Below are 21,478 nucleotides of genomic sequence, written 5' to 3' on the forward strand. Positions count from 1 at the left end.
AACCACGGCGCCAGCCGCAGCCGCAGCCGGGATCACCCGTCGGCGACGACCCGTGCCCGGCGCCGCGGCAGCGCGAGCAGCACGCCCGCAACGAGCAGCAGCAACGCGAACCCGGCGGCATACCAGGCCGTCTCGCCTGGGATGTCGAGGTACGTGGTGATGCCGAGGATGCGCGCGAGGCCCCACGGCAGCAGCCCCATCTCGTCGTTCCAGAGCGTGAGCGCGCGCTCGAGGCCGATCGCCCCGATCACGACCGAGGGCACGACCAGCCCGGCCCCGACCGCCGCGAGCACGAAGCCGGTCGCCCGCCTGGCGCCGACCTGCGTCGCGAGCGCCCAGCCGGCGGCCACGAAGACCCAGACGAAGAGCGCGAAGGCGAGCGCGACGTAGCCGGTGCGCAGCAGCGGGTCGGTCCAGAAGGCGAACCAGTAGCCGCCCGGTCCCGTGAACGACAGCGCGAACAGCGTCACGATGCAGCGCAGCACGACGACGCCGCCGACCGCCGCGATCACCGGCCACGGCGAGCGCCGCCCGACGCAGAGGCGCAGCACGCCGGCGAACACCGTCCACGCGCCGATGACGACCACGAGATGGGTCCACGACAGGAACGACGTCTGCACGGCGCGGGTCGCGACGAGGAGGGCGACCGGGACGAGGAAGAGCAGCCAGCGGTCGAGCTCCAGCAGGCCGAGCATCGACTCGCGGGCGCGCCACGGGCGCGTCGAGGCCACCCAGGTCGCGCGCGCCGCCGCGGCGCCGGGCTTCGCGACGAGCCGCGTCCGCGCGGCGAGGATGCCGATCACGACCCAGGCGAGCGCGAGCACGAGCAGCCCGCGGGCGAACCATGCCATGACGAGATCGCGTTCGGCCCGGTCGACGCCGAGCTCCGCGGCGGTGAGGTTGAACGCGGGGTGGTCGAGGTCGCCCTCGTAGCGCTCGAGGTGCTCGGCCGCGCGCTCCTCGAAGACCGCCCGGTCGGCCTCCCACGCTTCGCGGGCCTCGGGCGCGAGGGTGTCGTGCCACTCGCCCTGGTGCAGGATCATCGCGCGGTAGGCCTCGAGCAGGCGGAGGGTGTCGAGCTCGTAGTCGAGCGTCGAGACGAACGCCTCGCGCATCTCGGGCGAGCGCCAGCTCGAGGCCTCCGTCGCCGCGACCATCTCGCGCATCTCCTCGACGGCCGCGACGGCATCCGCCCCGCTCGCGATCGCCGCGTCGACTCCGGACCCCGGGTCGGCGCCGTCGGCCGCCGAGTCGCGCACGATCGAGTACATGACGTCGAGCACCGCCGAGTCGCCGGTGAGGATGTCCCACTCGAAGATCCACATCATGGGCGGGGGCTCGAGCCCGATGGCGAACACGCGCTGTTCGGCGAACTGCTCGACGTACATGCCCTGCTCGATCGCCTCGCGCGACCGGGTCATCGTACCGACGATCGCCTCGACGGTGGCGGGGTCGTCGCTGAACCACTCGCGCGCCCACGCGGCGGTGATGGCGGCGACGTCGGCGTCGGGGTCGCGCGCGAGCTCCGCCGCGAGCTGCGTGTCGAGCTCGTACAGCTGCCAGAAGCCGGCCTTGAGGTAGAGCGACATCGGGCCGGCCCGCCACGGGCCGCCGTCCTGCGTCCAGACCCAGACGCCCTCGATGCGGTCGTTCGCCGCGAGCAGCTGCTGCAGCGCCCACTGGTACTGGGTGCCGAGGTCGTTCGGGAACGCCCCGAAGTTCTCGAACTCACGGCGGCTCTGGAACTCGACGATGCGGCGTTGCTCGCCCTGTTCGAGGGTGTGGTTGAGCGGCAGCCACGAGTAGAAGTCGCCGAGGGTGTACTTCGTCGAGACGATGAGGGCCGGCGAGTCGACTCCGGCGAGCACCGCCTCGTACGAGGCGTCGTTGGTGTGCATGTCGCCGACGGCGCCGACGCCGACGCTCCACGTGCGGAAGATCACCTCGCGCTCGGCGGCCTCGGCCTGGCCCGTGAACGCCTCGAGCATCGTGCGTACCGCGTCGACGGTCGTCACCTCGAGCGCGGAGTAGTAGTCCCAGCCGCCGACGTCGTAGATCGCGCCCGCCTCGCCGATGCGGATGAGCACCCCGTCGAGCGCGGGTGCCGCCTCGTAGAGCTCGTCGAGACCGGCGGTGTAGACGTCCCAGAACTCGGGGTCCTCGGTGTCGAGCGAGCCGAAGCGCTCGGTGAGGAACTGCTCGAGGGGCCCGGTCAGGGCGAGCATGTCGGTGCGCAGGAAGACCTGCATGCCGAGCTGGTCGGCGCGCTCCCAGAACGGGGCGAACGCCTCGCGCAGCGCGAGCGCGCGGTCGCGGTGGTCGTCGCCCTCGGCGTACACGGGCCCGCCGGGCACGTCGTCGAACGTGACGAACTCGACGAAGCCGGGGAAGGCGACGGCGTTGAACCCGTTCGCGAGCGAGTGGCGCAGGAACCCGTCGAAGTCGTCGTACGCCTCGGCGAGCGCGGCCTCGTCGATGTAGGGCGCCTCGGGCTGCACGACCGCCGCGAACGCCTTCGACGCGTGGGAGTAGTCGTCGCCCGAGGCCCACTCGGCCGGGTCGGGCGCGACGCCGACGGCGCCGAGGTCGGTCATGCGCAGCGGCAGTCGCGAGCGCTCGTGCACGCCGAGGAGGTCGGCGATCGGCGCCCCGGCCCGCACCTGCGCGGCGAGGTCGTAGACCGCCCGCACCGCGCCGACCTCGGTGAACGTGAGGATCCGCAGCGAGGCGGCGCCGCCGAGCAGCTCGTAGCCGTCGTCGCCCGGTCCGGAGTCGGCCTCCTGGCCGGCGACGATCTCGACCGAGACCGCGGCCTCGCCCTCGCGCGCCGGGGCGTCGGCGACGGCGTCGCGCAGCTCGTCGACGGCGACGCCCATGCGCACCGTGTCGGGCACGTCGAGCGTCGTGAACTCGGGCGGCGGCGCGGCCGCCTCGACCTCGGGCACGACCGCCGCAGCGGGCTGCATCTGCTCGCTCGGCTCAGTGCGGATGCCGAGGGCGTCGCCCACCGCGAACGCGACGCCGAGGCCGAGCGCGACGAGCACGAGGGCGGTGACGATCGCGAGGATGCCCCGCCGCGTCGCCGTCGTCATGCAGAGATCCTATGCGGCGCGGAACACCCCGTCGCGCAGCACCGGCACGACGTCCGTCACGTCGCGCTCGGCGGCGAGACGCGCGTCGCCCGCGAAGCCGAGACCGCCGAGCTCGACCCCGCTCCCCGAGGCCCTGATGAGGTGCACCGTGGCGCGCGCGAGCCCCTCGAAGGCGGCGCAGGCGACCGCCGCCTCGGGCGAGGTGTGGTCGATGCCCCGTGCGACGAGCGCGTCGACGACGGCCCCCGCGACGAGCAGGTCCTCGACGGCGAACCGCAGAGCACCGCCGGCACCGTTGCCGTCGCGCTCGTGCTCGCCCGCGGCGACGATCGCGATGACGAGCCGTTCGCCGCGCTCGGCCTGGAGCGCGAGCAGGCGCTCGGCGACCGCGCTCCGGTTGCGCATCGCCGCGGCGATCACCACGACGTCGCGGTCGCCGAGGGCGTGCGCGATCGCGCCGCCGTTCGGCGAGGGGACGACGACCGGCGAGGCCCCGACGCCGGCCCAGCCCTGCGGCGAGAGCGTCGGCACCCCGGGCGCGCTGCGGGCTCCGGCGACGATTCCGCCACGCTCGGCGGCGAACGCCTCGGCACGCGCACGCGCCGCGGGATCGGCGGGCCACGGCGCGACGGCGACCCCGTGCTCGGCCGCGACGACGGCGGTGGTCGTGAACGAGAGCGCGTCGACGACGACGACCGCGTGCGCGCCGGGAAGGACCCGCTCGGCGCCGGCGGCGCCCCAGTCGAACCGCACCTGGTACTTGCCCTGCCCGAAGGGCGACGTCGAATCGGTCATCGCGACAGGCTATCGGCCGAGCGCGTCGTACCGCGCGAGGGCCTCGGCGTCGCTCGCACGCGCATTCGCCCGTCTGGCCGCGTCGAGGGCGGCGACCGGGTCGGCCTCCTGCCTGGCGTTCTGCAACTGGCGCTCGGCCTCGGCGAGCCGGGTCCGCGCGGCCGCGCCGACCCGGCCGCCGCCGCGCTCGATCGCCGCGCGTGCAACGCCCAGCTGCCCCTCCGCGATCGAGATCGCGCCGTCGAGCGCGCCTCGGGCCCCGTCGAGCCGGCCCTGCGCGGTGCGTGCCGCCGCCCGCGCAGCCTCCAGTCGGTCGAGTGCGGCGCGAAGCCGGTCTCGGTCGAGCAGCGGGTCGCGGGCGAACGCCGCCCGCCCGCCGAGCGCCCTCGCGGCCTCGCCGATCTGCGCGCCGAGGGACTGCGCCGCGTCGGGATCGTCGAGCGCGTCGCGTTCGCCCCGCGCGGTCTCGAGGTCTCCCGCGAGCTCGACGGCAGCCCGCTCGGCGTCGTCTCCCGCGGCGGCGAGCTCGGCCTCGAACCCCTCCACCGCCTCGACGTCGCGCCGCGCCCGCGACATCGCGTCGGCGGCGGTCGCGAGGCGCGCTGCCGCGGGGCGTCCGTCGGCGACGAGGGCGAGCGCCCCGGCGATCGCCGACTCGGCTTCGGCGAGCCCTGCGGCGGCCCGTTCGCCGGCGGCGAGGGCGCCGCCCATCGCCGACGGGTCGTAGCGCGACGCGAGTCGGGAGAGCACCGTGGCGGCCGCGTCGACGCGGCTCCGGAGCGCATCCGCGTCCTCCGTGAGGGCCGGCAGCTCCGCGCCGGCGCCGCGCTCACTGCGTCGGCGCTCGGCGAGCGCGGCATCGGCCGCGGCGAGCTCGCCGAGCGCGGAACGGCAGAGCTCGTCGATGCGGCCGCTCCAGCTGCGCCGCTCGGCGGCGGAGTCGGGCTCGGCGTCGTCGAGCCGCTGCTGCAGCAGGAACGCCTCGCGCAGCCGTGCCCCGGCGCGATCGACGGCGGCTCGGGTGTCGCGCGCGGTCGCCGCCCCGAACTGGGCCTCGGCGAACGCGATCTCGCGTTCGGCGTCGCGCAGCGCCTCGTCGGCGAGCACGATGAGCTGCTTCGCCTGCACCTCGGCCTGACGCCCCGCCGCGAGGTCGGCGCGCTCGCGCCGGACTCCGAGTCGGCGCAGGCCCACCACCGCCCCGACGAGGGCGACCGCCGCCGCCCCGAAGACGACGAGCGAGGGCAACCACGAGAGGGCGTCGGGCATGGCGCGAGTCTAGGGGCCGCGGCCGACCGCGAGCCGGGAATCGCCCACGATCCCTTGGCACCGACGACGGCCCCGGCCTACTCTCTGCTCATGCGGGTGCTGCTGAAGCTCGAGCTCGACTGCACGCCGGATGCCGCGTGGCGGGCCATCCGGAGTCCCGCCGTGCTGCGCGAGGTGGTCGCGCCGTGGCTCGACTTCTCCTCGCTCGAGCCGGGCGGTCTCCCGTCGGTCTGGCCCGAGGGCCGGCATCGCGTCCGGGCGCTCGCGTTCCGCCGCTTCCCCGCCGGCGAGGAGTTCGTCGACGTGAGCTACCCCGGCGGCCTGCCCGCCGGGGTGCGCATGCTCCGCGACGGCGGCGGGGCGCTCACGGGCCCGCTCGCCGCGTTCCGCCGGTGGGACCACCGCATGGCGGTCTCGCCGCTTCCAGGCGGTCGCACGCTCTACCGCGATCGGCTGCTCGCGAGCGCCGGACCGTGGACCGCGGCGGCCTGGTACCCGACGTGGGCGTTCTGGCAGTGGCGGGCCCTCCGCCTCCGGCAGCTCGCACCGGGGTGGGCGTACGACCCGCCCGGCACCGCCGACGCCGCGGCCGCACTCGACGCCGAGCGGCGAGCCGGCATGCGGTCCGCCCCGTCGGCCCGGTCGCCGGAGGCCCCGCGATGACCGACTCGCTCGGCGCCCTCCAGCTCGCCGACTGGCGCCGCCGCGTGTTCGGCCTCTACGCGGGCGTCCGCCAGCTCAGCGTGCACGACCCCGCAGCCGGCCACGCCCTCTGGATCTCGGGCCGCGACGAGCTCTTCGCTGGGCATCCGCAGTCGCCGTTGCTGCCCGACGACCGCGCGCGCTTCACGGGGCTCACCGTCGCCCGCTACGACCCCGACTGGCGGTTCGAGCTCGAGGTGCGCCGCACGGATGAGCCGCAGCGGATGACCGTCGACAGCGCGACGGACGGCTCCATCCCGTTCGCGCTCGTGGGCACGGTGCGGCTGCCCTACCTCGGCACGCTCGACGTCTGGCGGCTCACCGGCTACGGCGGCGGGCTCTTCCTGCCCGTGAAGGACGCCCTCGCGGGAGCGCCGGGCGGCACCTACGGCGGCGGCAGGTACCTGCTCGACACCGTCAAGGGCGCCGACCTCGGCCCGGGGTCCGACGGCGACACCCTGGTCGTCGACTTCAACTTCGCGTACAACCCGTCGTGCGCCTACGACCCGTCGTGGTCGTGCCCCCTCGCGCAGGAGGGCAGCACCCTGCGTGCCGAAGTCCCGGTCGGCGAGCGGATGCCCCGCTGACGGCGCCCGCACAGGGGCATCCGCTATGCTGGCGGGCGGTGCGCGCGACGATCGCGCCGCCTGCGTCGTAGAAACGCTTCCGGGCAGGGCTCCTCACCGAGCTGCCCGATGACTCTCATACGGCGAACGGATGCGCCGACCGGCGCCTTCGCCACACTCCCACCGCCGGGTCCGATGCCCGATGCATCGGCGCGCGGTGAACCATGCCCCGAAAGGCACCAGTGACCGACATCACCTTCGCAACGCTCGGCGTGCCCGCCCCCCTCGTGGCGGTCCTCACGGCCGACGGCAAGACCGTCCCCACTCCCATCCAGGCCGACTCGCTGCCCGACACCCTCGCCGGGCGCGACGTGCTCGGCCGCGGCAAGACCGGCTCGGGCAAGACCATCGCCTTCGCGCTGCCCATGGTGGCGCGCCTCGGCACGACGCTCGCCGGCGGGCAACGCCGCGCCGGCCGCCCGCTCGGCCTCGTGCTCGCCCCGACCCGCGAGCTCGTCACCCAGATCGCCCGCACCATCGAGCCGCTCGCCGACGCGTACGGCCTGAAGGTCACGACGATCTTCGGCGGCATCAACCAGAAGCGCCAGGTCGAGGCGCTGCGCGCCGGCGTCGACATCGTCGTCGCGGCGCCCGGCCGCCTCGAGGACCTCATGAACCAGGGCTTCGTGCACCTCGACGCCGTCGAGATCACCGTGCTCGACGAGGCCGACCACATGGCCGACCTCGGCTTCCTGCCGGTCGTCACGCGCATCCTCGACAAGACCCCGCGCGGCGGCCAGCGCCTGCTGTTCTCGGCGACCCTCGACAACGGGGTCGACAAGCTCGTCAAGCGCTACCTGCAGAACGAGGTGCTGCACTCGGTCGACGAGGCGAACTCGCCCGTCGCCGCGATGACCCACCACGTCTTCCTCACCGAGGACGCCGACACGAAGTTCGAGCTCGTGAAGACGCTCGCGAGCGGCATGGGCCGCCGCATCCTCTTCATGCGCACGAAGCACCACGCCAAGAAGCTGGCGAAGAAGCTCACCGAGGCGGGCATTCCGGCCGTCGACCTGCACGGCAACCTCTCGCAGCCGCAGCGCGACCGCAACCTCGCAGCGTTCGCCGACGGCTCGGCCAAGGTCATGGTCGCCACGGATGTCGCGGCCCGCGGCGTCCACGTCGACGACATCGAGCTCGTGGTCCACGTCGACCCGCCCATGGAGCACAAGGCCTACCTGCACCGTTCGGGCCGCACCGCGCGCGCCGGCAGCGAGGGCGACGTCGTGACGATCGCCATGCCCGGCCAGCTGCAGGACCTCAAGCAGCTGCTCCGCAAGGCGGCCATCACGGTGACCCCGTCGCCCGCAGTGCCGACCACGCCCGAGGTCGTGAAGCTCGTCGGCGACGTCGCGCCGTACGTCAAGCCCGCGCCCCGCGAGCCCAAGCCCCAGCAGGGCGGCGGTCGCTCGCAGGGTGCGAACGCCCAGCGCAAGCGTGCGGCCCGCGAGGGCCAGGGCGGCGAGCGCCAGGGCCAGTCGCAGGGCGGGCGCGGTCGCGGCCGGGGCCGCTCGGGCCAGTCCGACGTCTCGGCCGGCGCCCCGCGCCGCGACCGCTCGGGCCGCCCGGCGGAGGCGAAGTCGAACGCCCCCAAGCAGGGCTCGGGCCAGAGCCGCGGTGCGCAGACCACGGGCGCGCAGCGCAGCAGCGGCTCGCGCGGCGCCAAGCAGCCGATCCGGGTCGGCAGCCTCGTCTCGCCGTCGCGCAACTCGCGCACCAACCGGCGCGCGCAGGGCTGACCCCCGCTCGACCGTGCACGAGGGCCCGTGGAGTTCGACTCCACGGGCCCTCGTTCTCATCGGCCGGCGTTCCCCCGATCGCCGTACCGACTCCCGTCCCCCGACGGGATCGGGCCGCGTCCCCTCGGCCCGGGTCGGTCGCGATGCGTCGCGTCAGCCGCCCAGCATGACCGTCCGGCCGATCTCTCCGCCGACGACCGTCGCCAGGACGACCATCGCCGCGGCGGCGAACGCCAGCAGCATGGTGGTCATCGTCTTCGTGCGTCGCATCGCCACTCCCCTTCCCTCAACACAGGTATGTCCGGGTGCGCCAGGAAGGTTCCCGATTCGTGGAACTTTCTTCGTGCCCCCGGACATACCTATTGCGAACCCGTCGTCCGAGACTGCGCCACCCGACCCGAGGGAGCCTTCCATGCAGATCCGCCGTGCCGTCATGACCACCGTCTCAACCCTCGCGCTCGCGATCGGGGCACTCGCTCCGACGATGCCGGCGAGCGCCGAGCCCGTCGACACCGCACTCGCGACGCTCGACCGTCCGGCGCAATCAACCGCCGCCCAGGAGCACTGCGCGCTCGATCTCGACGTCGCGGCCGAGGCCGAGGAGCTCGGCCTCGACGCTCCCGAGCCCGTCTGCTTCGCCTCCGTCGAGGAGGTCGAGCGGTATCTCGAGCGGCGCTCCGTCGCCGCGGCCGACTCACGGCTCGCCGCGGCCGCCTCGGCCTCGATCGCCGTCGGCCGCATCTACAAGGACGCCAACAAGGGCGGGTCGAGCCTGACGTTCTGGGGGTCGAGCGGATGCGCCGGGGTGACCTTCGGCTTCTCGGCACTGTCGTCGGCCTGGAACACCTCGGTGAGCTCGCTCACGGGCCTCAGCGGCTGCTGGGCGACGGCCTACGCGGCGACCGGCTACAGCGGGTCGCGGGTGAACTGCACCCCGTACTGCGCCGGCCTCGGCGGCCTCAACGACCGGGTCAAGTCCCTCGTCTTCCGCCCGACCGGAACCCTCGGCTGACGCCGCGGGTCTCGGCCCTCAGTCGGTCGGTCGCGCCATGCCGAGTGCGGCGCAGATCGACTCGTTCGGCGAGGGCACCACTGCGGCGGTGCCGTCCTCCATGACGCAGAGCTGCAGTTCGTCGGGCACCCGTCCGGGCGGGTTGGTCTGGGCGAGCGGGTCGTAGTCGGGCTCGAAGAGCCCCTGCTCCCACATGAGCGTGCACAGTTCGATCGGATCGGTCGGCAGCCCGTTGTCCTCGGCGACGGTGGCACCCGACCCGGGGTAGGTGCCGTCGGAGTTGCGGCGCGGCTCGTCGAGGCACTGCACGTAGGCGGTCTGCGTCACCGGACCGGGCGCGAGCAGCATCGTGCCGGCCGTCGCCGCGACGCCGACCGCGAGCACGCCGAGGCCGCCCCAGCCGATGACGAGGTTGCGGCGGCGACGCGCCCGCACGACCGGCTCGGTGCGGGCGTTCTCGACGAGCATCGCCCGGATCGCGTCGGCGCGCTCGGGCCGCATCTCGGGACCGGTCATCCGATCACCTCCAGGTCGTCGGGGGCGTGCGGAGCACGGGCCGGAGCCGTCGGGGGCACCGCATGCGAGGGCGCGGCCGGCGCGGGCCGCGCCGGTGCCTCGATCGCCGCCTCGCCCGGCCACGCCGCATCGCCGAGCTCCGCCTGCAGCTTGCGACGAGCGCGCGACAGGCGCGACTTGACCGAACCGAGCGGCACGTCGAGCGCCGCGGCCGCGTCGGCGAGCGGCAGCTCTTCGACGAGGCACAGCTCGACCACCCGGCGCTCGGCCGGGTTCAGCCGCTGGAGTGCCGCCTGCAGGCGCCCCGAGAGCAGCCCGCCGTCGAGCCGCTCGTCGACCTCGGGGCCGAAGTCGACGGCGTGGCGGGCGACCGGGATGGCGGCGAGGAGTCGCTTGTGCCGCCGCGCGGCGCGCTGCGTGTTGAGGGTCACGTTCGTGGTCACCACGAGCAGCCACGGGAGGAGCGAACCGTCGACGAAGCGCACGTCCTTCCGGCGTCGCCAGGCCTCGAGGAAGACCACGGCCACGATGTCCTCCGCGTCGGAGACGTCGCGCACCTGCGCGTACGCACGCCGGAAGATGCGCGCGCGATATCGGTCGTAGACCACGCCGAACGAGGCCTCTGTGCCCGACGTCGCCTCGAGCCAGAGCGCCGCGTCGGTCCGTCGGTCTTCGCCCATGCTCGGGCAAGCCTAACCGGGCGATCCGCCGACAGCGGATTCGTGAGAGGGGCCATGCAGTGATATGTCCGGATGCCGTGCCGAGGTTCCCGATCCGTCGGGCCGCTCGATTTCGCGCCGACGGAGGTCTGGCTTAGTCTCGGGGCATGAGCACCGAAGTCGTTGCCGAAGTCGTCGTCCGTCCCATCCGCGATTCCGATGTCGAAGCCCTGGGGCGCGTCCACGCGACCTGCTGGCACGAGACCTACGACCACCTGATCAGCTCCGCCGCGTTCGAGAAGCTCTCGCCGCGACGCATGGCCGAGCTCTGGAACCACTACGCCGAGCGCGGCGACGAGTACGCCCAGTTCGCCGCACTCGTCGACGGCGAGATCGTCGGCTTCGTCGGCTCGGGCCCCGCCCGCGACGAGGCCGCGCCGCGCGACCGCGAGCTGTACTTCATCTACCTGCTCGACGCCTACCACGGCACCGGCATCGGCCAGAAGCTGTTCGACGCGGCCGTCGGCACCGACCCGGTCTACCTCTGGGTCGCCTCCGACAACCCCCGCGCGCACCGCTTCTACACGCGCAACGGCTTCACGGCCGACGGCGCCGACCAGCGCGTGCCGTTCCTCGGCGAGGAGATCCACGAGGTGCGACTGGTGCGCTGAGCGGGCGGCGTCACGCCGCGGCGGGCGCCGGCGCAGCGCGGCGGGCGTCAGTGCAGCGCACCGACCGAGGCGAGTCCCTGCTTGACGAGCACGCCGCGCCCGCCCTCCATCTCGCTCGTGACCGTCTCGTCGACGGCCTCGGCCGGCGTCATCCAGGTCACCTCGAGCGCGTCCTGGCGCGGCTCGCAGGTGCCGGTGACGGGCACGACGAACGCGAGCGACACGGCGTGCTGCCGTTCGTCGGTGAACGGCGTGATGCCCGGCAGCGGGAAGTACTCGGCGACGGTGAACGGCACCGGACTCGCCGGCAGCAGCGGGAACGCCATCGGCCCGAGGTCCTTCTCGAGGTGGCGGAAGAGCGCGTCGCGAATGGTCTCGCCGTACATCACGCGCCCCGAGACGAGCGTGCGGGTCATCTCGCCGACGGCGTTGGCGCGCAGCAGCACCCCGACCTCGGTGACCTGGCCGAGCCCGTCGACGCGGACGGGAACGGCCTCGACGTAGAGCAGCGGCAGCCGGCCGCGGACCTCGGCCAGCTCGAGGTCGCTCAGCCAGCCCGGATTCGCCGGCGGGCGCACGACGGGCTCGTCGCCGGGATTCCAGTCGGGATCGGGGGTGCGTACGCTCATGCCCTCGATTCTGCCCCACGCCGATAGCGTTGTCGCATGACGAGTGTGCTGATCGACGACGACGCCGTGCTCTGGTCGGCCTCCCCCGCCGACCGCGAGGGGCGCCCGCTCCTCGTGCTGCTGCACGGCTACAACTCGAACGAGGGCGACCTCTTCGGGCTCACGCCGTACCTGCCGCTCGAGCCCGCAATCGCCTCGTTGCGGGCGCCGATCTTCGCCGGGTACGGCTACGCGTGGTTCCCGCTGCTGGCCGAGGGCGCCGAGCTCTCGGTCGACGGAGCGTCCGCCGCGGTCGACGCGCTCCTCGCCTGGCTCGATCGCGCGGCCCCCGACGCCGGGCGGGTCGGCCTCCTCGGCTTCTCGCAGGGCGGCGCGATGGCGCTCGAGTTGCTGCGCCGCGCGCCCGAGCGGTTCGCGTTCGCGGTCAGCCTCGCCGGGTTCGCCCTTCCGGGCGACCGCGAGGGCGACGGCCGGATGTCACGGCTCGCGCCGCCCGTGTTCTGGGGCCGCGGCACCGCCGACGAGGTCATCCCCGAGGCATCCGTCTCGCGCACGCTGGCGTGGCTGCCCGGGCATTCGACCCTCGACGCGCGCGTCTACGAGGGGCTCGGGCACTCGGTGTCCGAGCGCGAGCTCGCCGACGTCGCGGGCTTCCTGCGCGAGCGCTACGCCGTCTCGGTGGAGTGACGGGCCTGCGGGGTCAGACCCCGCCGCCGCCTCCGCCGCCGCCCGCGCGGCGCGCGGCCCGCTCCTTGTCACGTTCGGCCACGCGGATCTTCTCGGCGCGGACGGCCGCCTGGGTGGCGCGCTCCTGCACGAGCCACGCGGGCGGCGCGGCGAGGAGCGCCTTGATCTCGGCGGTCGTGAGCGGCTCGGTGACGCCGCCGCGGGCGAGGCCCGAGTTCGAGACGCCGAGCTTGGCCGCCACGACCGGGCGCGGGTGCGGCCCCTCGCGGCGCAGGGTCTCGAGCCACTCGGGCGGATCGGCCTGCAGCGCCGCGAGCTCGTCGCGCGTGACGACCGACGCGCGGAACTCCTCGGGTGCGGCCTCGAGCAGGATGCCGAGCTTCTTCGCCGCGGTCTCCGCCTTCATGGACTGCGGCTTCATGGCCTTCGGCTGCTTCTCGCTCACCCTGCAACCGTAGCCGACGGTAGCCTGAGAGGCATCCGCACGCAGGGAACAAGGGGGCGCCGAATGGCATTGCGGCTCGACTACGTCGCGGGCGTCTCCCCGTCGAAGTGGCTGCGCGCGTGGGGCGAGCGACGCGCCGACCTGCCGCTCGAGGCGGCCAGGGTCGACGAGCACGAGCAGCTCGAGCGCCTGCGTTCGGGCGAGGTCGACCTCGCCTTCGTGCGGCTGCCGGTCGAGGCCGACGGGCTCCACCTCATCCCGCTGTGGGAGGAGCTCGCCGTCGTCGCGCTGCCGAAGGAGCATCCGTTCGCCGACGAGGCCGAGCTCGCCCTCGCCGATCTCGACGGCGAACCCGCCGCGCCCGTGCAGTCCGATCCGGCGATGACGCTCGAACTCGTCGCGGCCGGCACCGGCTACGCGATCGTGCCGCACTCGATCGCACGCCTCCACCAGCGTCGCGACGTGGTGGCGGTGCCGCTCGCCGATGCCCCGCCGACGCGCATCGCCCTCGTCTGGCGCGTCGAGCGCGACGACGACGACATCCAGGAGTTCGTCGGCGTGGTGCGCGGACGCACCGCACGCAGCTCGCGCGCCGACGAGACGCCCGAGCTCTCACCCGCGAAGGCGGCGAAGAAGGCGGCCGCAGAGCGACGTGCCGCCGAGGCCGCGCGCGGCGGCGGCAAGAACGCCGCCAAGGGCAAGAACACGGGCAAGGGCGCTTCGGCGCGCTCGGGCACCGGCCGCGGGGCATCCGGCCGATCGGCCTCGCAGCGCGGGCGGAGGAAGGGCCGATGACCGAAACCGCGCCCTTCCTGTTCCTCTCGGCGCGCCCCGAGATCGAGGCCGTGGGGCCCGAGTACGAGTCGGTGCGCCGCGCGACCGGGCTCGATGCGGGTCGGCTCGAGCACCACCGCCTCGACGTCGAGTCGCTCCGCCAGGTGCCGCTCGCCGAGTACGCGGGCGTCATCGTCGGCGGCAGTCCGTACAACGTGACGACGCCCGAGGCGAACAAGCACGCGGTGCAGCGCCGCGTCGAACGCGAGCTCGCCGAGCTGGCCGAGTGGGCGCTCGAGACCGAGTTCCCGCTGCTCTTCACCTGCTACGGCATCGGGGTGCTCACCCGTGTGCTCGGCGGAACCGTCGGCACCCTCCACGGCGAGAATGCCGCGGCGGTCGAGATCACCCTCACCGACGAGGGCGTCGCCGACACGCTCGTCGGAGCCCTCCCGCGCCGGTTCGACGCACTCGTCGGGCACAAGGAGTCGGTCGAGGCGCTGCCGGCCGGCGCCGCGCTGCTCGCGAGCTCGGCCGGGTGCCCGGTGCAGATCTACCGGGCCGGCCCCCGCCTCTACGCGACGCAGTTCCACCCCGAGGTGACGACGGCCGACTTCATCGCTCGGGCGCAGGTGTACCGTCACCACGGCTACTTCCCCGCGAGCGAGCTGCGCGAGGTCAGCGCTCGCCTCGACTCCGCCAGCGTGACCGAGCCGCAGCGGCTGCTGGCGCGCTTCGTCGAGCTCGCCGGGGGCGACTGGCGGTAACGCGCGGCAGCGGGGGTTGTCGCGCAGCGCGCGCTGCAGCGGAACGCGTTGCGGCGAACGCGCCGCAGCGGAGCGGAGGCCGGGTGAGGCATCCGCTCCGCCGAAGGCGATCAGGCCGCGCTGTTGCGGCTTCCGCGCGTGACGAGACCCCAGATGAGCAGCACGATGATCGAGCCGCCGATCGCGAGGAGCCAGGTTCCGAGGTCCCAGAACTCCGTGAGGGGGCGATTGAGGATGAGGCTGCCCAGCCAGCCGCCGAGGAGGGCCCCGACGACGCCGAGCAGCAGGGTGACGAACCAGCCGCCCGCCTGCTTGCCCGGCAGGATCAGCTTGGCGATGGCCCCGGCGATCAGGCCGAGGATCAGAAACGCGAGGAAACTCATGGTCACTCCTTCGATCGTTGATCCAAACTTGGCACCGCGGCGTCTGCGTGGCAAGCCCTTGCCACGCGTGTCGTCGGCATGGTTGGATCACGCGGGATTCGGCTGCGGGAGCGGGTACACGCGACGCAGCAGCACGCGCTGTCCGAGCGTCCACGCGACGGTGACCAGCAGGTAGAGGCCGGCGGCGAGCGGCACGAACACCGCGACGACGGCGGTGACGAACTGCAGGAGGCCGAGCATCCGCTGGGCCCCGGCCGTCGAGAGCGGCGAGGCGGATGCCGCGGTGCGAGCGCCGGCCGCGGCCGGCCGTGCGGGCGCGGCGGGCACCGCAGTGGCCTGGGCGCGGAACACGCGCCGAGTGACCTCTCCGACGAGGGCGATCGAGAGGATGATCGTGGCGAACACCGCGAAGCCCGCCGGAGCGAGGGTGCCCTCGACGAGCGAACCCGCGAGGCTCGAGCCGAGCGGCACCCCCGCGAGCGTCTCCTGCAGCAGCGCATTGTCGTGCCCCGCGATCGTGGGCAGGATGAACAGCGCGTAGATGATGCCGACGACCGGCGCCTGCGCGAGCATCGGCAGGCAACCGGCGAACGGGCTGGTGTTCTCGTCGCGGTAGAGCGCCATCATCTCGCGCTGCAGGCGCTCGGGGTTCTTCGCGTGCCTGCGCTGCAGTTCGGCGAGCCTCGGCGCGAGCCGGGCGCGCCCCTGCTCGGCCTTCGCCTGCGAGACGCCCACGGGGATGAGCGCGGTGCGCACGAGGAGGGTGACGAGCACGATCGCCGCGGCGGCGCTCGTGGCGCCGGTGAACGGGGCGAGCAGCTCGGCGAGGCCCATGAGGAGCGCATGCGCCCCGTCGAGGAGGGCGGCGACCGGTGGGAAGGCGTACAGATCCATGGTGAGTCCTTTGCGGGTCGGCGAAACGGGTTCCGTCTGGCCGCGAAGGGTCGTCGATCGTCGCCGGGGTCGCCGGGCGCGCCGCAGGTCGTCGGTGGACGAGGGCGGGCTCGGCGGAGGCGGGACGGGCGCTACGCGGCCGCGAGACCGCGCGCGGGCGCCCTCGGTCGCGCACGCCCCGGTGCGTCGGGGTCGCTCTGCGAGAGGAGGAGCCCTGGATCGGCGGTCTGCCGCAGGCGGCGGGCGGCGCCGCTCGCGTCGGCGGCCACGAGCGCGGGGAGCGCCCGGCAGGCGACGACCACGACCGCGACGGCCGCGGCGCCGACGACGCCGACGAGGAGCACTGCGAGCAGGGCGTTGGACGCGAGCGACAGCTCGAGCGAGGCCTGCACCGAGCGGAGGAGCGCGCCGACGAACTCGATCACGACGCCTCCTTCCGACGCAGTCACGCTACCACTCGTCTCCCCGGCTCACTCGGCCCAGTCGGCTCACTCGGGGCTCACTCGGGGCTCACTCGTCGAGCAGCCGCTCGTACATCACGTGGTCCTGCCACTCCCCCGCGATGCGCAGGTAGCGGCGGGCGAGCCCGAAGCGTTCGAATCCGTTGCGCTCGAGCACCCGCTGCGAGCCCGTGTTGTGCACGAGGGTGCCGGCCTGCACCCGATGCAGGCCGGCGGCGCGGGCGTGGTGCAGTACGACCCCGACCGCCGTGGTGGCGACCCCGCGCCCGGTCAACCGCTCGTCGACCCAGTAGCCGAGGTGGGCGTTCTCGAACACCCCGCGCACGACGTCCGACAGGTTCACCCGCCCGACGATCTCCTCGCCCTGCTCGAGCACGAACGGCACCGTGGTGCCGGCCTGCACGCGCGCCAGCGCCCCGGCGACGTCGCGGTCGTGCCAGGCGGCGGTGAAGAACTCGGGCGTGCGCTGCGGCTCCCACGGAGCGAGGTGCTCGCGGTTGCGCGCGTAGGCCTCGGCGAGCGCGGGGCCGTCGCCCGCAGCGAGCAGACGCATGACGACCGCGTCGTCGAGTTCCACCGCGTCGAACATGGCCGCCTCCCCGAAAACACGAACCCCGCGATCATACGTTCGCGGCGGAGACCGGCGCGACGGCCTGCGGCGTCACTCGGCGGAGGCTCTCAGCCGCTCGAGGGCGCCGAGGACGAGGCCCAGGCCGAAGTCGAACTCCTCCGCCGGGTCGTAGCCGGCCGCGACGAGCGCCGCGGCGGACTCGTTGAGGTAGGGGAACTCGTCGGGAGGGAGCTGGGGCAGGAAGACGTGCTCGGCCATGTCGGCGAGGGTCTCGGCGGTGCCGCCCGGCAGGTTCGCCTCCTGCAGGGCGAACCCGTACACGTAGCTGTCGAGCAACCAGTTGGCGTGCGTCGCCATCACGACCGGGAAGCCGGCCCTCCGCAGGCAGGCGGTGACCGCTTCGCGGTGACGGAGGTTCGCCGGCCCCGGCGACGTCCGCGACTCCATCAGCCCGATGGCCCACGGGTGGCGGGCGAGGACCCGCCGGGCGGACTCCGCGCGGCGCCGCATCGCCGATTGCCAGTCGGCCTCTCGAGGCGGGAGTTCGATCTCCTCGAACACGAGGTCGATCATGGCGTCGAGCAGCTCCTCCTTGCTCGCCACGTAGCGGTAGAGCGACATCGCCCCCGCGCCGAGCGACCCGGCCAGCCGGCGCATGGTCAGGCCGTCGGCTCCCTCTCGGTCGGCGAGCCGGATCGCCTCGGCCACCACCCGCTGTCGGCTCAGGCCCGCGTCGGGCGCGGTCCGGTGGTCCTCACTCGCAGACACAGGCCCCTCTTTCTCTCCAAATCTTGACAAGCGTACATCGTACGCGCGAGAGTACAACGTACGCGTACATCGTACGCGCCGCCGTCCCGAAGGCGGACCTCTCCACGCGAAGGAAGAACCGATGACCATCCGAACGACCGCCCCACGCCTGCTCGACGCCCCGCCGATGCCCCTGCAGGCCAAGCTCGCCGCCGCATGGGCGAGCTTCATGTTCCTGTACGTCTACGTCGACGTCCTCAACTTCTACAAGCCCGGCGTCGTCGACGGCATCCTCGACGGACTCATGTGGCGGTTCGACGTCAGCTCGATGCTGTTGACCGTCGTCCTCGTGTCGGTCTCGATCCCGGCGATGATGGTCGCGCTCTCCATGACGCTGCCCGCCCGGGCGAACCGCGCCGCGAACCTCGTCGTCGCCTCGCTGCTCATCCCCTACTCGATCTTCAACGCGGCAGGGACGACGTGGGAGTGGGCCGGCTTCTACGGCATCTCGATCGGACTCGAGCTGCTCCTCCTGGCCTTCGTCCTGCGCTCGGCCTGGAAATGGCCGCGGATGCCCGCGATGCCGGCCGACGCCGAGACGAGCGGCCTTCGGCAGACCGTGTAGCCGGTTCGCGACGAACCACGTCGACTCCGGGCGACGTCGGCACCCGCCGGAATGACGCCCCGGTTGCCGCAGACCGGGTCCGGATACAGAAGAACCCCCGATCAACGGGGGTTCTTCGTGGCGGTACCGGTGGGATTTGAACCCACGGTGCGCTTTCACGCACACAACTTTTCGAGAGTTGCACCTTCGGCCGCTCGGACACGGTACCGGGATCAATAGTAGGGGACGAGGGCAAGACTGCCAAAACGAGCGGATGCCGCGCCGCCGGGCGCATCCCGCGCTCGCCCGCTCGCGTGGCCTTCCAGGCCCGATCAGCGGGGCATTCCCTGGTCCGCACGTCAGCCACGGGCCGCGCAGCGCCCCGCCGTGATCGATTCGTCACCGGAAGCCCAGCCGGCGCTCAGCGGCCGTCCAGTCCACTCGAAGCGGGCCCGGATACGTTCTCGGCATGACGCCCGTTCCCCTCGCCACCGCCTTCGCGCCGCCCCGGCCGCGCAGCTCGGCGCGCGCACTCGCGGCGGGCACCTCCCTCGCGATGTCGACGGTGCTCGGCACGGCGGGCGTGCGCCCCTTCCGCGAGCGGATGGAGCTGCGTCGTTCCACGCTCAACGACACCCTGCCCGTGCACTCGAAGTGGTGGCGCGAGCACGGCGCGGCGAGCGGGGAGCTGCTGTACGTCGCACTCGGCGACTCGGCGGCCCAGGGCATCGGGGCGTCGCGGCCCGACCGCAGCTACGTCGGCGTGCTCGCCGAGGCGATGCGAGCGGCCTCGCCGCGGAGCATCCGGACCGTGAACCTCAGCGTCTCGGGTGCCACGACCGCGCTCGCGGTGCGCGATCAGCTGCCCCGGCTGCGCACCCTCTCACCCGACGTCGTCACGGTCGCGATCGGCGCGAACGACATCGCCGACTGGGATGCCGCGGCCTTCGACCGCAACCTGCGGGCGATCCTCGACGAGCTGCCCAGGCACGCGATCGTCGGCGAACTGCCGTGCTTCCACTTCCCCCGCAACGAGCGCAGGGTCGCCGAGGCGAACCGGATGCTCCGTGCCGCCGCCGGCGCGCGAGGCCTTGCCGTGGCGCCCCTGCACGAGGCGACCCGGCGCCAGGGCCTTCCGGGCATCCTCACGCAGTTCGCGCGCGACATGTTCCACCCGAACGACGGCGGATACGCGGTGTGGGCCGAGGCGTTCCGCCCGCTCGTCGGGGCACGGCTCGACGCGCTCGAGCTGCGCCCCGATGGGGCGGAGCTCGCGGAATCCGTCGGTGTCGGGGGCCGCCGGTAGTCTCGGGGCATGGCCCGACCCACCTCCGCGTTCCGTTGCACCGAGTGCGGTTGGTCGACCGTCAAGTGGGTCGGCCGCTGCGTCGAGTGCCAGCAGTGGGGCACCGTCGTCGAGGCCGCCGAGAAGACCGGCATCGTGCGCGCGGTGCAGGCCGTCCAGCTCGGCGAGGCGCGGGCGGCCCGTCCGATCGTCGACGTCGAGACGGCCGACGCCGCCCACCGTCCGAGCGGCATCGGCGAGTTCGACCGGGTGCTCGGCGGCGGCATCGTCGCGGGCGCCGCCATCCTGCTCTCGGGCGAGCCCGGCGTCGGCAAGTCGACCCTGCTGCTCGAGGTCGCGGCGCGCGTGGCCGCGACCGGGCGACGGGTGCTCTACGTCACCGCAGAGGAGTCGGTGGCCCAGGTGCGCCTGCGCGCCGGCCGCACGGGCGCCCTGCATGACGAGCTCTACCTCGCGGCCGAGACCGACCTCGCGACGATCCTCGGGCAGGTCGACGCGACGCGGCCCGACCTCCTCATCGTCGACTCCGTGCAGACGGTGTCCTCCTCGCTGTCCGACGGGCTGCCGGGCCAGCCGAGCCAGGTGCGCGAGGTCGCCTCGACCCTCATCCGCGTCGCGAAGGAGCGGCAGCTGCCGGTGCTCCTCGTGGGGCACGTCACGAAGGACGGCTCGATCGCCGGTCCGCGGCTGCTCGAGCACCTGGTCGACGTGGTCTGCCAGTTCGAGGGCGATCGCCAGACGGCGCTGCGCTTCGTGCGCGCCCTCAAGAACCGCTTCGGCCCGACCGACGAGGTCGGCTGCTTCGAGATGACGGGCGACGGCATCGCCGAAGTGCCCGACCCCTCCGGGCTCTTCCTCTCGAGCGGCCGCAGCGTCGTGAGCGGCACCTGCGTGACCGTCGCCCTCGAGGGCCGTCGTGCGCTGCCCGTCGAGGTGCAGGCGCTCGTGGTGTCGACGAAGGCGCCGCAGCCCCGCCGCGTGGTCAACGGGGTCGATCCCGCTCGCGTCGCCATGATCATCGCCGTGCTCGAGCGGCGGGCCGGCCTGAAGGCGCTCGGCGAGCACGACGTGTACGTCTCGACCGTCGGCGGGGTGAAGCTCGCCGAGCCCGGCGCCGACCTCGCGATCGCCGTCGCCATCGCCTCGGCCATGCGCGACTCCGCGGTGCCCCACGAGCTCGCCGCCTTCGGCGAGATCAGCCTCGCCGGCGAGGTGCGCCCCGTCACCGCGGCCAAGCAGCGCGCCGCCGAGGCGCGTCGACTCGGGTACACGACCATCCTCGACGTCGAGGCCGGCAGCGTTCGGGCCGCCGTGACCCAGGCGATGCTCGTGGCGAACGACGCCCGCACCCGCGAGCTCGACGCCGCGTTCTGAGCGCCCGGCGGCGCCGTGCGGCCGACGCCTGGATTTCCCGCTGCCTGAGCACGGCTCGAACGCCGGCGCCCTCGGATCGCGGTCGGTTCTCAGGCCTCCAGCGCCCGCAGCAGCTCGCCGGGCGGCGCCTGCATCGGGTGCGGGCCCGCGATGTCGAGGAACACGGTCGTGATCGTCGACTCGTAGCGCTTCAGGAAGCTGCGAAGCCACGCCGGGCTCTGGAGGCCCACCGCGGGCGGCAGGTTGGCCGGCTTGTTCGCGGCGTCGCTGAACAGCAGCAGCGCGACCTCGCCCGTCTTCGGGTCGCGGAAGGTCCACACCTCACCGCCGTCGAGCGGCTTGTCACGCGGACCCGGCTTGATGAGCGGCACCACCGTGTTGCCGTTGCGCAGGGCGAGCGCGACGGCCGCCATGTCCTGCCGCTCGAGCGCCTCGGCGAGCGCCTGCGACCGGAACTCGAGGGGTTCGCCCGCGGGCTTCTTGCGTGACTTGCCTGCCATGCCTCAAGGCTAACGGAGCCCGCGCCGACGCCCGGCGGCACCCGAGCCCGTCGCCGCTCCTCACGTGCGTGCTGCAGCTGCTCATGCTGCAGCTGCTGCAGCTGCTGCAGCTGCTGCTTCTGCAGGAGAATTGCACTGAGCCCCTCCCTCAGCCGGGGATGGGGCCTGATTTCCTGCAGAGGCAGCACGCTCCGGCACACGAGTGCGTTCGACCGCGCGAGCTCAGTACAGCAGGAAGTGCACTTGCGGTATTGC

Annotated in this window: 24 protein-coding genes and 1 tRNA gene; 11 read left to right on the plus strand and 14 right to left on the minus strand. The window is 73.6% G+C overall.

Going from position 1 to position 21,478, the window contains the following annotated elements; genetic code table 11:
- Positions 1-32: 32 nt before the first annotated feature.
- The 3 genes from ACFVTH_RS03125 to ACFVTH_RS03135 are packed head-to-tail and all read right to left on the minus strand — an operon-like array spanning position 33 to position 5,156.
- Entirely contained in the window at positions 33-3,092 is a 3,060-nt protein-coding gene (locus ACFVTH_RS03125; RefSeq protein WP_387086650.1) for a hypothetical protein, read from the minus strand.
- Positions 3,093-3,101: 9 nt separating this feature from the next.
- Entirely contained in the window at positions 3,102-3,887 is a 786-nt protein-coding gene (locus tag ACFVTH_RS03130; RefSeq protein WP_387086652.1) for a 2-phosphosulfolactate phosphatase, read from the minus strand.
- Positions 3,888-3,896: 9 nt separating this feature from the next.
- A complete protein-coding gene (locus ACFVTH_RS03135; protein WP_387086654.1) occupies positions 3,897-5,156 on the minus strand; it encodes a hypothetical protein in 1,260 nt (419 codons plus the stop codon).
- Positions 5,157-5,246: 90 nt separating this feature from the next.
- Here ACFVTH_RS03135 and ACFVTH_RS03140 point away from each other — a divergent pair, with 90 nt between their 5' ends.
- The 4 genes from ACFVTH_RS03140 (at position 5,247) to ACFVTH_RS03155 (ending at position 9,235) form a co-directional block, all read left to right on the plus strand.
- Positions 5,247-5,819, plus strand: coding sequence for a hypothetical protein (locus ACFVTH_RS03140; RefSeq protein WP_387086655.1), 573 nt, complete (start codon positions 5,247-5,249; stop codon positions 5,817-5,819).
- Entirely contained in the window at positions 5,816-6,445 is a 630-nt protein-coding gene (locus ACFVTH_RS03145; protein WP_387086657.1) for a DUF1684 domain-containing protein, read from the plus strand. The genes ACFVTH_RS03140 and ACFVTH_RS03145 overlap by 4 nt, the downstream gene beginning before the upstream one ends.
- A gap of 221 nt (positions 6,446-6,666) precedes the next feature.
- Positions 6,667-8,223, plus strand: coding sequence for a DEAD/DEAH box helicase (locus ACFVTH_RS03150; protein WP_387086659.1), 1,557 nt, complete (start codon positions 6,667-6,669; stop codon positions 8,221-8,223).
- A gap of 412 nt (positions 8,224-8,635) precedes the next feature.
- The gene (locus ACFVTH_RS03155; RefSeq protein WP_387086661.1) at positions 8,636-9,235 is read left to right on the plus strand and encodes a hypothetical protein; all 600 of its coding nucleotides are present in this window, start codon (positions 8,636-8,638) and stop codon (positions 9,233-9,235) included.
- Positions 9,236-9,253: 18 nt separating this feature from the next.
- Here the strand turns inward: ACFVTH_RS03155 and ACFVTH_RS03160 are convergent, their stop codons facing one another.
- Together ACFVTH_RS03160 and ACFVTH_RS03165 are read right to left on the minus strand one after the other, a co-directional pair.
- Positions 9,254-9,751, minus strand: coding sequence for a hypothetical protein (locus ACFVTH_RS03160; RefSeq protein ID WP_387086663.1), 498 nt, complete (start codon positions 9,749-9,751; stop codon positions 9,254-9,256).
- The gene (locus tag ACFVTH_RS03165) at positions 9,748-10,431 is read right to left on the minus strand and encodes an RNA polymerase sigma factor (RefSeq protein WP_387086665.1); all 684 of its coding nucleotides are present in this window, start codon (positions 10,429-10,431) and stop codon (positions 9,748-9,750) included. Before ACFVTH_RS03165 ends, ACFVTH_RS03160 begins: the two co-directional genes overlap by 4 nt.
- Before the next feature lie 146 nt (positions 10,432-10,577).
- On the opposite strand from ACFVTH_RS03165, the gene ACFVTH_RS03170 reads away from it, so the two are divergent.
- Entirely contained in the window at positions 10,578-11,081 is a 504-nt protein-coding gene (locus ACFVTH_RS03170) for a GNAT family N-acetyltransferase (protein ID WP_387086667.1), read from the plus strand.
- Between the two features lie 47 nt (positions 11,082-11,128).
- On the opposite strand, the gene ACFVTH_RS03175 is transcribed toward ACFVTH_RS03170, so the two are convergent.
- Entirely contained in the window at positions 11,129-11,710 is a 582-nt protein-coding gene (locus tag ACFVTH_RS03175; protein ID WP_387086669.1) for an NUDIX hydrolase family protein, read from the minus strand.
- Between the two features lie 36 nt (positions 11,711-11,746).
- Between ACFVTH_RS03175 and ACFVTH_RS03180 the strand changes: the two genes are divergently transcribed.
- Positions 11,747-12,397, plus strand: a complete 651-nt coding sequence (locus ACFVTH_RS03180; protein ID WP_387086671.1) for an alpha/beta hydrolase — start codon at positions 11,747-11,749, stop codon at positions 12,395-12,397.
- Positions 12,398-12,410: 13 nt separating this feature from the next.
- Here the strand turns inward: ACFVTH_RS03180 and ACFVTH_RS03185 are convergent, their stop codons facing one another.
- Positions 12,411-12,818, minus strand: coding sequence for a DUF5997 family protein (locus ACFVTH_RS03185; protein WP_387088696.1), 408 nt, complete (start codon positions 12,816-12,818; stop codon positions 12,411-12,413).
- A gap of 87 nt (positions 12,819-12,905) precedes the next feature.
- On the opposite strand from ACFVTH_RS03185, the gene ACFVTH_RS03190 reads away from it, so the two are divergent.
- Together ACFVTH_RS03190 and ACFVTH_RS03195 are read left to right on the plus strand one after the other, a co-directional pair.
- Positions 12,906-13,637 carry a LysR family substrate-binding domain-containing protein gene (locus tag ACFVTH_RS03190; RefSeq protein ID WP_387086673.1) on the plus strand — a complete coding sequence of 244 codons (732 nt, stop codon included), beginning with the start codon at positions 12,906-12,908 and terminating at the stop codon, positions 13,635-13,637.
- The gene (locus tag ACFVTH_RS03195) at positions 13,634-14,383 is read left to right on the plus strand and encodes a glutamine amidotransferase (RefSeq protein ID WP_387086675.1); all 750 of its coding nucleotides are present in this window, start codon (positions 13,634-13,636) and stop codon (positions 14,381-14,383) included. Before ACFVTH_RS03190 ends, ACFVTH_RS03195 begins: the two co-directional genes overlap by 4 nt.
- A gap of 110 nt (positions 14,384-14,493) precedes the next feature.
- Here ACFVTH_RS03195 and ACFVTH_RS03200 read toward each other — a convergent pair whose 3' ends face one another.
- The 5 genes from ACFVTH_RS03200 to ACFVTH_RS03220 form a co-directional block, all read right to left on the minus strand.
- Positions 14,494-14,766 (minus strand): GlsB/YeaQ/YmgE family stress response membrane protein, encoded by a 273-nt coding sequence (locus tag ACFVTH_RS03200; RefSeq protein ID WP_386939606.1) that lies wholly within the window; start codon positions 14,764-14,766, stop codon positions 14,494-14,496.
- Between the two features lie 87 nt (positions 14,767-14,853).
- Positions 14,854-15,660 (minus strand): YidC/Oxa1 family membrane protein insertase, encoded by an 807-nt coding sequence (locus ACFVTH_RS03205; protein WP_387086677.1) that lies wholly within the window; start codon positions 15,658-15,660, stop codon positions 14,854-14,856.
- A 131-nt stretch (positions 15,661-15,791) separates the two neighbouring features.
- Complete coding sequence (locus ACFVTH_RS03210; protein WP_387086679.1) at positions 15,792-16,085, minus strand: DUF6412 domain-containing protein; 294 nt, start codon at positions 16,083-16,085, stop codon at positions 15,792-15,794.
- A gap of 85 nt (positions 16,086-16,170) precedes the next feature.
- On the minus strand, positions 16,171-16,710 hold the full coding sequence (locus tag ACFVTH_RS03215) for a GNAT family N-acetyltransferase (RefSeq protein ID WP_387086681.1): 540 nt from the start codon (positions 16,708-16,710) through the stop codon (positions 16,171-16,173).
- A 72-nt stretch (positions 16,711-16,782) separates the two neighbouring features.
- Positions 16,783-17,403, minus strand: coding sequence for a TetR/AcrR family transcriptional regulator (locus ACFVTH_RS03220; RefSeq protein ID WP_387088699.1), 621 nt, complete (start codon positions 17,401-17,403; stop codon positions 16,783-16,785).
- A 178-nt stretch (positions 17,404-17,581) separates the two neighbouring features.
- Between ACFVTH_RS03220 and ACFVTH_RS03225 the strand changes: the two genes are divergently transcribed.
- Positions 17,582-18,064 carry a DUF6326 family protein gene (locus ACFVTH_RS03225; protein ID WP_387086683.1) on the plus strand — a complete coding sequence of 161 codons (483 nt, stop codon included), beginning with the start codon at positions 17,582-17,584 and terminating at the stop codon, positions 18,062-18,064.
- Positions 18,065-18,182: 118 nt separating this feature from the next.
- Here ACFVTH_RS03225 and ACFVTH_RS03230 read toward each other — a convergent pair.
- Positions 18,183-18,272, minus strand: a tRNA-Ser gene (locus ACFVTH_RS03230).
- 240 nt (positions 18,273-18,512) lie between these two features.
- Here ACFVTH_RS03230 and ACFVTH_RS03235 point away from each other — a divergent pair.
- Positions 18,513-19,349, plus strand: coding sequence for an SGNH/GDSL hydrolase family protein (locus ACFVTH_RS03235; RefSeq protein WP_387086685.1), 837 nt, complete (start codon positions 18,513-18,515; stop codon positions 19,347-19,349).
- Between the two features lie 9 nt (positions 19,350-19,358).
- Entirely contained in the window at positions 19,359-20,723 is a 1,365-nt protein-coding gene (gene radA, locus ACFVTH_RS03240; protein ID WP_386939594.1) for a DNA repair protein RadA, read from the plus strand.
- 89 nt (positions 20,724-20,812) lie between these two features.
- Here the strand turns inward: radA and ACFVTH_RS03245 are convergent, their stop codons facing one another.
- Positions 20,813-21,223: a dehydrogenase gene (locus ACFVTH_RS03245; protein WP_387086687.1), complete on the minus strand. Its 411-nt coding sequence runs from the start codon at positions 21,221-21,223 to the stop codon at positions 20,813-20,815.
- Positions 21,224-21,478: the final 255 nt, after the last annotated feature.

It is taken from the genome of Agromyces sp. NPDC058104, assembly GCF_042884835.1.
In the GTDB taxonomy this organism is placed as follows: Bacteria; Actinomycetota; Actinomycetes; order Actinomycetales; family Microbacteriaceae; genus Agromyces.

What these genes read in the sequence shown, in the direction of transcription:
- ACFVTH_RS03125 (WP_387086650.1), bottom strand. Translation starts at nt 3,092, where the DNA reads ATGACGACGGCGACGCGGCGGGGCATCCTCGCGATCGTCACCGCCCTC.
- ACFVTH_RS03130 (WP_387086652.1), bottom strand. Translation starts at nt 3,887, where the DNA reads ATGACCGATTCGACGTCGCCCTTCGGGCAGGGCAAGTACCAGGTGCGG.
- ACFVTH_RS03135 (WP_387086654.1), bottom strand. Translation starts at nt 5,156, where the DNA reads ATGCCCGACGCCCTCTCGTGGTTGCCCTCGCTCGTCGTCTTCGGGGCG.
- ACFVTH_RS03140 (WP_387086655.1), top strand. Translation starts at nt 5,247, where the DNA reads ATGCGGGTGCTGCTGAAGCTCGAGCTCGACTGCACGCCGGATGCCGCG.
- ACFVTH_RS03145 (WP_387086657.1), top strand. Translation starts at nt 5,816, where the DNA reads ATGACCGACTCGCTCGGCGCCCTCCAGCTCGCCGACTGGCGCCGCCGC.
- ACFVTH_RS03155 (WP_387086661.1), top strand. Translation starts at nt 8,636, where the DNA reads ATGCAGATCCGCCGTGCCGTCATGACCACCGTCTCAACCCTCGCGCTC.
- ACFVTH_RS03160 (WP_387086663.1), bottom strand. Translation starts at nt 9,751, where the DNA reads ATGACCGGTCCCGAGATGCGGCCCGAGCGCGCCGACGCGATCCGGGCG.
- ACFVTH_RS03165 (WP_387086665.1), bottom strand. Translation starts at nt 10,431, where the DNA reads ATGGGCGAAGACCGACGGACCGACGCGGCGCTCTGGCTCGAGGCGACG.
- ACFVTH_RS03170 (WP_387086667.1), top strand. Translation starts at nt 10,578, where the DNA reads ATGAGCACCGAAGTCGTTGCCGAAGTCGTCGTCCGTCCCATCCGCGAT.
- ACFVTH_RS03175 (WP_387086669.1), bottom strand. Translation starts at nt 11,710, where the DNA reads ATGAGCGTACGCACCCCCGATCCCGACTGGAATCCCGGCGACGAGCCC.
- ACFVTH_RS03180 (WP_387086671.1), top strand. Translation starts at nt 11,747, where the DNA reads ATGACGAGTGTGCTGATCGACGACGACGCCGTGCTCTGGTCGGCCTCC.
- ACFVTH_RS03185 (WP_387088696.1), bottom strand. Translation starts at nt 12,818, where the DNA reads ATGAAGCCGCAGTCCATGAAGGCGGAGACCGCGGCGAAGAAGCTCGGC.
- ACFVTH_RS03190 (WP_387086673.1), top strand. Translation starts at nt 12,906, where the DNA reads ATGGCATTGCGGCTCGACTACGTCGCGGGCGTCTCCCCGTCGAAGTGG.
- ACFVTH_RS03195 (WP_387086675.1), top strand. Translation starts at nt 13,634, where the DNA reads ATGACCGAAACCGCGCCCTTCCTGTTCCTCTCGGCGCGCCCCGAGATC.
- ACFVTH_RS03200 (WP_386939606.1), bottom strand. Translation starts at nt 14,766, where the DNA reads ATGAGTTTCCTCGCGTTTCTGATCCTCGGCCTGATCGCCGGGGCCATC.
- ACFVTH_RS03205 (WP_387086677.1), bottom strand. Translation starts at nt 15,660, where the DNA reads ATGGATCTGTACGCCTTCCCACCGGTCGCCGCCCTCCTCGACGGGGCG.
- ACFVTH_RS03215 (WP_387086681.1), bottom strand. Translation starts at nt 16,710, where the DNA reads ATGTTCGACGCGGTGGAACTCGACGACGCGGTCGTCATGCGTCTGCTC.
- ACFVTH_RS03225 (WP_387086683.1), top strand. Translation starts at nt 17,582, where the DNA reads ATGACCATCCGAACGACCGCCCCACGCCTGCTCGACGCCCCGCCGATG.
- ACFVTH_RS03235 (WP_387086685.1), top strand. Translation starts at nt 18,513, where the DNA reads ATGACGCCCGTTCCCCTCGCCACCGCCTTCGCGCCGCCCCGGCCGCGC.
- radA (WP_386939594.1), top strand. Translation starts at nt 19,359, where the DNA reads ATGGCCCGACCCACCTCCGCGTTCCGTTGCACCGAGTGCGGTTGGTCG.
- ACFVTH_RS03245 (WP_387086687.1), bottom strand. Translation starts at nt 21,223, where the DNA reads ATGGCAGGCAAGTCACGCAAGAAGCCCGCGGGCGAACCCCTCGAGTTC.